The 8,455-nt window shown below is 37.2% G+C and carries 9 protein-coding genes and 2 pseudogenes; all 11 read left to right on the forward strand.

Annotated features, from left to right (window positions below):
• Positions 1–138: 138 nt before the first annotated feature.
• Positions 139–1,029, forward strand: a pseudogene (locus B6K08_RS13395) (IS3 family transposase); the annotation flags it as partial.
• A 202-nt stretch (positions 1,030–1,231) separates the two neighbouring features.
• The gene (locus B6K08_RS13910; RefSeq protein ID WP_159446797.1) at positions 1,232–1,387 is read left to right on the forward strand and encodes a hypothetical protein; all 156 of its coding nucleotides are present in this window, start codon (positions 1,232–1,234) and stop codon (positions 1,385–1,387) included.
• Positions 1,371–1,664, forward strand: coding sequence for a hypothetical protein (locus tag B6K08_RS13400; RefSeq protein ID WP_039211775.1), 294 nt, complete (start codon positions 1,371–1,373; stop codon positions 1,662–1,664). Before B6K08_RS13910 ends, B6K08_RS13400 begins: the two co-directional genes overlap by 17 nt.
• Before the next feature lie 559 nt (positions 1,665–2,223).
• Positions 2,224–3,672: a KAP family P-loop NTPase fold protein gene (locus tag B6K08_RS13405; RefSeq protein WP_080326334.1), complete on the forward strand. Its 1,449-nt coding sequence runs from the start codon at positions 2,224–2,226 to the stop codon at positions 3,670–3,672.
• The gene (locus B6K08_RS13410; RefSeq protein ID WP_200810438.1) at positions 3,647–3,949 is read left to right on the forward strand and encodes a type II toxin-antitoxin system prevent-host-death family antitoxin; all 303 of its coding nucleotides are present in this window, start codon (positions 3,647–3,649) and stop codon (positions 3,947–3,949) included. Before B6K08_RS13405 ends, B6K08_RS13410 begins: the two co-directional genes overlap by 26 nt.
• Positions 3,946–4,272, forward strand: a complete 327-nt coding sequence (locus B6K08_RS13415) for a type II toxin-antitoxin system RelE/ParE family toxin (protein WP_080326336.1) — start codon at positions 3,946–3,948, stop codon at positions 4,270–4,272. The genes B6K08_RS13410 and B6K08_RS13415 overlap by 4 nt, the downstream gene beginning before the upstream one ends.
• A 39-nt stretch (positions 4,273–4,311) precedes the next feature.
• Positions 4,312–4,641: a nucleotidyltransferase family protein gene (locus B6K08_RS13420; protein ID WP_080326337.1), complete on the forward strand. Its 330-nt coding sequence runs from the start codon at positions 4,312–4,314 to the stop codon at positions 4,639–4,641.
• A 314-nt stretch (positions 4,642–4,955) separates the two neighbouring features.
• Positions 4,956–6,203 (forward strand): ATP-binding protein, encoded by a 1,248-nt coding sequence (locus B6K08_RS13430; protein WP_080326338.1) that lies wholly within the window; start codon positions 4,956–4,958, stop codon positions 6,201–6,203.
• Positions 6,204–6,450: 247 nt separating this feature from the next.
• A complete protein-coding gene (locus B6K08_RS13435) occupies positions 6,451–6,819 on the forward strand; it encodes a desulfoferrodoxin family protein (RefSeq protein ID WP_037330098.1) in 369 nt (122 codons plus the stop codon).
• A gap of 200 nt (positions 6,820–7,019) precedes the next feature.
• Positions 7,020–8,006: a type I phosphomannose isomerase catalytic subunit gene (locus B6K08_RS13440; protein ID WP_080326339.1), complete on the forward strand. Its 987-nt coding sequence runs from the start codon at positions 7,020–7,022 to the stop codon at positions 8,004–8,006.
• 256 nt (positions 8,007–8,262) lie between these two features.
• A pseudogene (locus B6K08_RS13445) lies at positions 8,263–8,455 on the forward strand (hypothetical protein); the annotation flags it as partial.

Consider the following 8,455-nt stretch of genomic DNA (forward strand, 5'->3'; position numbering starts at 1 on the left):
CAGGAAATCCAGTTTAGTAAAGAATATTCAGTTGTAAAAGAAAAATAAGCTTTGTAGACAAGGCGGATTTCTTGCTAGCAAAACTTATTATACGAAGATGCGTGAACTTGAGATGGAAAATGAAATCTTAAAAAAAGCTACAGCCATATTCGCCAGAAAACAATAATTGAAATCGTTGCCTTTATAACAAAATATCAAACTATATGCCCTATTAAGCTCATGTGTAAAGTACTCGGAATTAACAGGAGTACTTACTACAAGGTTGCTAATAAGGTAGATTCTGCTCGAACTATTGAAAATCAAAAGCTTGATGCAGATATTTTGGCGATTTACTTTGCCACTAAGAGACGCTATGGAGCTCCCAAAATCCATCACGAACTGCTCAATCAAGGTTGGAATATTAGCCTAAAAAGAGTACAAAGACGAATGGCTGAGCTTGGCATTCATTCAATTGTGATCAAAAAATATCGCCACTATTCCAGTAACAAACGAGTTACTGAAAAAGATAATATATTGAATCAGGACTTTACAGCCTCTGGAATCAATCAAAAATGGTGCACAGATATCACCTACATTCACACTCAGAAAGATGGATGGACATACCTGGCATCTGTGATGGATTTATACAGCCGAAAAATCATTGGTTGGGCTTATGACATAAATATGTCTGCTGAGCTTGCAATTAAGGCTGTGAAAAATGCTTGCTTAAATGTCTCTAATCCTGAAGGGATTGTTCTTCAGAGTGATTTGGGGACACAATACACCAGCGACATCTTTGAAAGATTTCTGGCTGGTAAAAAAATACGTCATTCATACAGCCGTAAAGGATGTCCATATGATAATGCCTGTATAGAGTCATTTCATTCTTTAATTAAAAAGGAGGAAATCTATAGGCATGTTTACAAAGATTCAAAAGAAGCTTATGATAGCATCTTTGAATATATTGAGTCCTGGTACTATCACCAGCGGACTCATAGTAGCTTAGACTACAAGACACCAGCTGCAGTTCATGCAGAATGTGCGGCGTAAAGTCGCACTTTCGGTGTCCACTTTATTGACATAAGACCAACTTTTAACATTTACCTTAGGACGTTTTATATATTTTGACACTTCATTTAATTTATTTAAAGAAATACTACATCCATCGCATTTTGTACACGTAATAACAGATAGAATGAAACCGTTGTATAAATACACACCTTGTATTACTGTAACCACTTTACAATTAATAATGATGAATGTTGTTGCGGTAGGCTGGGGGATATATAGTGAGACAAATGTGACGGAAACACTATTTGTGTCATATGTGGCATATTTGATGGGCATGGAATTGCTTTTAAGAATGAGGGATGATTTTTTGGGGGGCAATAATGGTGAATATTATTAAAGAAAATGATTTAAGAAAATTATTGTTAAAAACTTTAGAAGAACATCCCGAAGTTAATCTTACCAGAGTGGCTGATATCTACATTGAACAAAAAATAATTAAGGATATGATTTACGAACAAGGTATACCTGAGCGTGATGCACGTAGGAAAGGTAAAGAAATATATTCAAATGTAGAGAGAACTTTAATTCAAGAGGCATTTAAATTAAGTAAAGGCAGAGAGTTTGATTTTAATATAAATAGTATGATAATAAAAAGAATCGTTATTAAAGTCTAAATATCAATCATAGGTATGACTGCTAATCTAAAAGTGAGCCACTGAGGGTAAAAACGCTCGCTTGAATTTGAGCCACTTACATAATAAGCTGAAATCAACATAAAGATTTTAGAGGTGATATTAGCTGGTTATTACAGTGAACGCCTACTAACAAATTCGAAAGCGTTACCTCGCAGGTGAAAGTCAGCGTAGTATTGCCAAATCCCTTGGAATATCCCACAATACTGTGGCTAAATATTGCAAAGGTGCAGCGGTTCCCTGGGAACGCAAAACTCCAGAATGTGACTCTACTGTCCTTACAGATGAAGTATCTGCATTCATAGGAAATATCCATAGTTTGGGCAGCGATGTTTTGCAAGATTTTGACCTATTAAAGGAAGAGCCTCCACATTAAAACTGTATTTTATTTAATACAAAATCTCAGAATGGTAAAAAAACTGGCGAATGCCTGACTTATTTGAGCGGGGAGACTAATGCTTCTTCATGATGATATAGTATTTAAAGGGAAGGCTATAAAAAATATACGGAGTAATCTTTGGGACGAGGAAAATATACACATATGAATAACACAGTTGACACATTTGATCGTACGAAATTTGTAGAGCAGGTATTGGATATTGTCGATGCTTCTAAAAAGCAGGAGAATGGGATTGCTTTTTCTGTTTCAGCTGGATGGGGATATGGAAAGACATTTGTACTTAATGAATTGGAAAGTCGGTTAAAGGATAGCGATGATATTGTGGTTTTGCACTATGATTGCTGGGAATATAATTATTATGAAGAGCCTTTGATGGCCATGATTGCTTCTATTACTGACCAGCTTACACAGATTGACAATAAATCTAAAAAACTTAGTTGCATTTTGATAAAGGCTGCAAAGTATATGGCAGTGGACGGTATGACGAAACTGGGTGGCGCTTTATCAAAACAAGTATGTACCGTGGATATTATTAAATTGTGTGAAGACGCCTATCAAAGTATTCAGGGTGAATTAAAAGATTTGGGATTACCCGATTTTGATAAATCATCTGACTTACGCAAAAGTATCGCGATTATACGCGCGATATTAAAAAAGATATCTGAAGAAAAACAATTGGTTTTGATTGTTGATGAAATTGATCGCTGTTTGCCGTCATACCAAATAAAAGTATTGGAACGCATTCATCATATAACAATGGACCAAAAGTTTATTACTATTTATGGCTTGAATCCGGAACAGTTGCGACAGACTGTCATCCAGATGTTTGGTGGTGCTGGTGTTAATGATGTCAATCGTGTGAGAGCATTTTTAAAGAAGTATATGGATTTCCATATTGCACTTCCTTTGGGAACAATATCTAAAAATTGTTTTCAGAAATATTCTAAGAATCTTGAACCGTTTGAAGATGTGGCTATTTTTTCCAAACAAAAGGATTTTATGGCTACATTATCAGATTTGTTTTCAGAATGTGATCCACGTACGGTTGAAAAATTGTGGGATAAGCAGTTTTTGATTCATAATTTGGTTTTTACAGCGGATGTTTTTCATCAAAATGATAGAAAATTACCCTTGGAGATATTGACCGCGGAACTTCTCATTTTGGTGATGATTTATTGGCGGTATACGAAACCGCCTAAAATTAATGGACCTTTGGGTAGTGGACCCAATGCTACTGTAGAAAAAATGTTACACGGTTTTTTCAGAGTGACAAATGCAAAGGAAAATACTGAGAATAATAATTTGTTATTTAGTGAGTTATGGGAGCGGATTATCCAAAATATGAATGCTACTCATGTAAGCGTAGCTGGACATGGTGATTTGTGTACCGTTGAATTGCCCAATAATAGACCTAAATTTTTAGCTGCAGTGGGAGCATTTTGGTGTAATGCTACTGGCAATAAGTATTTAAAATATGAAATCGGAGCCCATCATAGTGGTGGGCAAGTTGATGAGTTTTACGTGTCAAATTTTAATAAGTATTGTGATTTGATGCAAAAGTTTTATGAAATGGCTTGTATTATTGAATGAGGGGGCGATGATGATGCCTAACATTAGATCCAGTGCAGATTTGCGTAATAGTTACAACGAAATATCCAATTTATGTCATAAATATAACGAGCCGGTTTTCATTACTAAAAATGGTAAAGGGGACCTGGCGGTTATGAGTGTTGAAGCTTATGAAGCGCTGATGGGGCGATTTGAGCTTTATAATCTCATACATGAAGGAATTGAAGATATTGATGCGGGAAAAGTGCGGACTTTTTCTGATGCAATGTCTGACATAAAAGCGAGACGCAAGAGATGAGTTACAGCATTATCATTTCACAAAAAGCCGAGAAAGATATTATTGAGGCGGCTGATTATATTGAGTTTATTCTGCATAATCCGAAGGCTGCCGATGATTTGCTTGATAAAGTAACGGAGGAGATAGAAAATCTATCTGTTATGCCGGTAAAGTTTGGGATAGTTGATGAACCAGTGCTGAAAGCATGGGGAATCAGGATTTTTAGTATCAATAGTTATCTTGTTTTCTACAGAATTGATGAAGCTGCTAATTTAGTGAATATAGTTAGATTTCTTTATGGCAAGCGGAATTGGAAGTCTATTTTGAGGCTGGATGTCCAGTAGTACATTCTTCGGCAGTAGGGTGCTTGGAGACTTGCAGGAATGGTTCTGAAAATACAGGGAGTGGCTATGAGTTCTGTACACTATAATCTGCCAAAGCGCATCGAGACTGAGCTGGCTTTAATGGCAGAAAAATATAATATATCGAAAATTACATTGTTCGGTTCCCGCGCGCGTGGTGATAATACGAATAAAAGTGATGTGGATATAGCAGTATATGGATGTAGAGATTTCGCCAGGTTTTCCTTAGACGTAGAGGATGAAGTTTGGACTTTATTGAAGTTTGATATTGTCGATATGGATGGCAATGTGTCTGAAGAATTAAGGGATGAGATTCAAAGAGATGGGGTAGTTATTTATGAAAAAATATGAAAACTATTGTACACATCTTCATGTTCTGGAAAAGGCTCTGAACAGGACCTTGAAAATGAATTTATTATAAGTGGCATCATAGATAAATTTTTTATTCAATTTGAACTGGGGTGGAAAATGCTGTAAATGGCAGGTACGGGGATGTACTTGAGAAGATATAAATTGTGATACACATAAAAGTTTGTATACACTGATATTAATACCTCATTATACTGTTTTACAGTAGTGTTTTAAGTTTTAATCGCAAAAATACACCGTTAACTTGAAATAACGGTGTATTTTTGTTATTCTTGTGTAAAAGGAGCTGGTAGGGTATGAATATTACACTGCAGCCGGATTTGTATTTTCGTGAAAAATACCTTAAAAAGATCAGAGATTTTTACCACGATACGGAGCTTATTAAAGTTATAACAGGTGTAAGAAGGTGCGGAAAAAGTTCTCTTATCCAGATGATTATCAAGGAATTACTGTCTGACGGAATTAGTGAAGATAATATTATTTTTTTCAATCTTGATAAACGCCCGTACTTTGATATTACCACCGCTGTGGAATTAAATGCTCTGATTAAAGAAAATGCCAATGTTGATGGTAAAAAATATCTTTTTATTGATGAGATTCAAAACATAAATAATTTTGAATCAGTCATTAATGCCTGGCGGGAAGAAGGAGATTTTTCCATTTTCATTACTGGCTCCAATTCCTATCTGCTAAGCGGTGAACTATCCACTAAACTGACTGGCCGTTACATAGAAATTGATATGTATCCCTTAACCTTCGAGGAGTATCTTGGCATGAAAAAATTCCTGCAAATTCCTCTTGCGGATGATCTACAGGAATTAACAAATTTTGTTTACGATGGGGGATTCCCTTATTCATTAAAATTGAGAACACTCCCAGCTAGAAGGGAATATGTTGAAAATCTCATTGAGGAAATATACCAGAAGGATATTCATTCCAGAATACGTATCCGAAATAAAGTAGCTTTTGAGGCTATTATGAATTATTTCATTTCTAATTTTGGTGCTTCTACTAATATAACCAATATTGTAGGCGATTTGAACAAGCGAGGAATTAAACTTAAAATTGAAACTGCCAATAAATATGTGGAAGCACTGGAAAATGCCAAAATTCTCATAAGATGTGATCGTTTTGATATGAAATCACGAAGAGCTCTTATGGGGGATAAAAAATATTATTTGGCTGATTTGTCTTTTTATTTTGCTATGAATACAGATAAGCGAATTAACTATGGTCCGGTGCTGGAAAATATAGTTCATAATTATGCCCTGACCCGCGGCTACAAGGTCAGCATTGGGCGTTTTGGCAAGTTTGAGTGTGATTTTATCTTGAGAAATAAGGATATGGATTATGCGTATTTACAGGTTGCCTACACTATTATGGATAGTGAGGATACCGAAAATCGTGAATACAGGCCGCTTGAAATGATAAAACATGACAATTATCCTCGCTATGTACTGACCACAGATAAACTACTGCAGAAGCGCAATGGCATAATCCATGCTAATATTATGGATTTCATGAAAGCTGAAAAGGATTTCTGATTATTGCAATATAATAATTTTATTCTGTTTCATTTATAGACCTCTTCATAAATATTTTCCTTTTATTTTTCAGATACCTATTATATAATTACCTTAAATATCCGTTTTGAGTGCTTTTACTAGGAAATCTTAGCGAATCGAATCTGAAAGATGAAGATGAGCTTTAGATTTCGTGTAAGGGCGATGAGATCCCATATGATCTCATCTTGCTTGTTAATATTGTGTGTATTGATGGGAGTGAATCGAAATGAGATTTTTTAAGTGTGATTTGTGTGGTAACATTACTACTGCTGTTAGTGAGATTAAGGGCCCATTGTCCTGCTGTGGTCAGGGGATGACCGAGCTTATTCCGGGTACTACTGATGCAGCCCAGGAGAAGCATGTGCCTGCTGTTACTGTTGAGGGTAACAAGGTTTCTGTTAAGGTTGGTAGCGTTGAGCACCCTATGACTGATGCTCATTACATTCAGTGGATTGCCATTGAGACCAACAAGGGCTGTCAGATGAAGAAGCTGACTCCACAGGATAAGCCAGAGGCTACCTTCCTGCTGGTTGAGGGTGAAACCTTGGTGGCAACCTACGAGTATTGCAATCTCCATGGCCTCTGGAAGGCTTAATGTTTCAACTTAATATAATAAGTGACTGAAAGTATTAAAGGACTGGCGTAGGCTGGTCCTTTTTGCTGTTTTGATGGCGAAAATGTGGCTGGCAAAATGGTGAGATTTTTTTCTAAAAGAAGAAAAATTTGACCGGTGGCGTTATAATAAACGGGTAGATTAAAAATGAATGGGGTGAAAAACCTCCGGTGAGGTGAGTTATGAACAGAAAGCCTTTTTTGATGAAGCCTACGGGGAAGGATTATATTTGGGGCGGCAGTCGCCTGAATGATGATTTTTCAAAGAATATAGATATGAGCCCTCTGGCGGAGACTTGGGAATGCTCCACCCATCCAGATGGCCCTTCCTTTGCTTATGGCGGCATATATGATGGCAAAAGCCTTAGTGAGATATTAAAGGAGCACCCTGATTTTTTGGGTACTCACCCAAAGACTAAGGGTGAGCTTCCTATCTTGATAAAATTTATTGATGCAAAAAAAAATCTTTCGGTGCAGGTTCATCCTGATGATGAATATGCCCAAAAGCATGAAAATGGTCAGATGGGCAAGTCGGAGATGTGGTATGTGCTGGATGCCAGATCCGACAGTCATCTTGTTTATGGCCTCAACTATGATATGGAGGCGGACACTATACGTCACAGTATCGAGAATGGCACATTTGAAAAGCATTTGCAGAAGGTGCCCATAAAGCCTGATGATGTGTTCTTTATTAAGGCAGGAACTATTCATGCCATTGGGGCGGGGGCTCTGGTTGCGGAGATTCAGGAAAGCTCCAATCTTACTTATCGCCTTTATGATTATGACAGGGTTGATAAACAGGGCAACAAGCGTCAGCTCCATATAGACAAAGCGTTGGCAGTGGCTGATCTTAAAGGCGCTGTCAAACCAAAACAGCCAATTCATTCCTTGAAATATAGTCAGGGCTGTGCCACAGAGCTTTTGTGCCGTTGTAAATATTTTGAGGTCAATCGGATGCTTATAAACACAGAGCGGGTGCGTCAGTTGGTGGAATACCGGGCAGACGAAGCTTCCTTTAGGGTGCTTTTGTGTACCAATGGGTGCGGTACTTTATTTATTAATGAAACAGAATTTATTAAGGTGTTTAGGGGAGATTGCATTTTCTTCCCAGCAGATTCTGTAACCGTTAAAATCCATGGAAAGATGCAATTTTTGGATATTAGAGGATAATACTAAAATAGACTGGGACAGTGTCTTTCACACGGTCATATTGCTAAAACTTTTCCTTACCATTAACAATAGCGAAAAAAGTTGCAACTCGCTGCGCTCAGACAGGCAACTTTTTCCGCTAAATAAATAGCTTCCTGTATAATTCAAAGTGTAGACAACAGATAAGTCAAACTTAACAAAAAGAGATACCTCAGCTAAACTGTCATTACTGACCCTGAGAAGTTAGTAATAAACAGAAAAGAGAGGTATCTACAAAATGAAGTCTACACAAAACAAGAAGATCGAGCAAGTAAAAGAAACATCTATGATCGTCGGCATCGATGTCGGCAGTGAAAAACACTACTTCAGGGCTTTCAACTGGAGGGGGATCGAATTCACCAGAAAGCCTATCCCGTTCTCCAATTCTATGGCGGGATTTGACATGTTTCATTCGGCTGTGGCAGAGCTGA

The organism is Anaerovibrio lipolyticus DSM 3074 (genome assembly GCF_900141865.1).
Taxonomy (GTDB): Bacteria; Bacillota; Negativicutes; order Selenomonadales; family Selenomonadaceae; genus Anaerovibrio; species Anaerovibrio lipolyticus.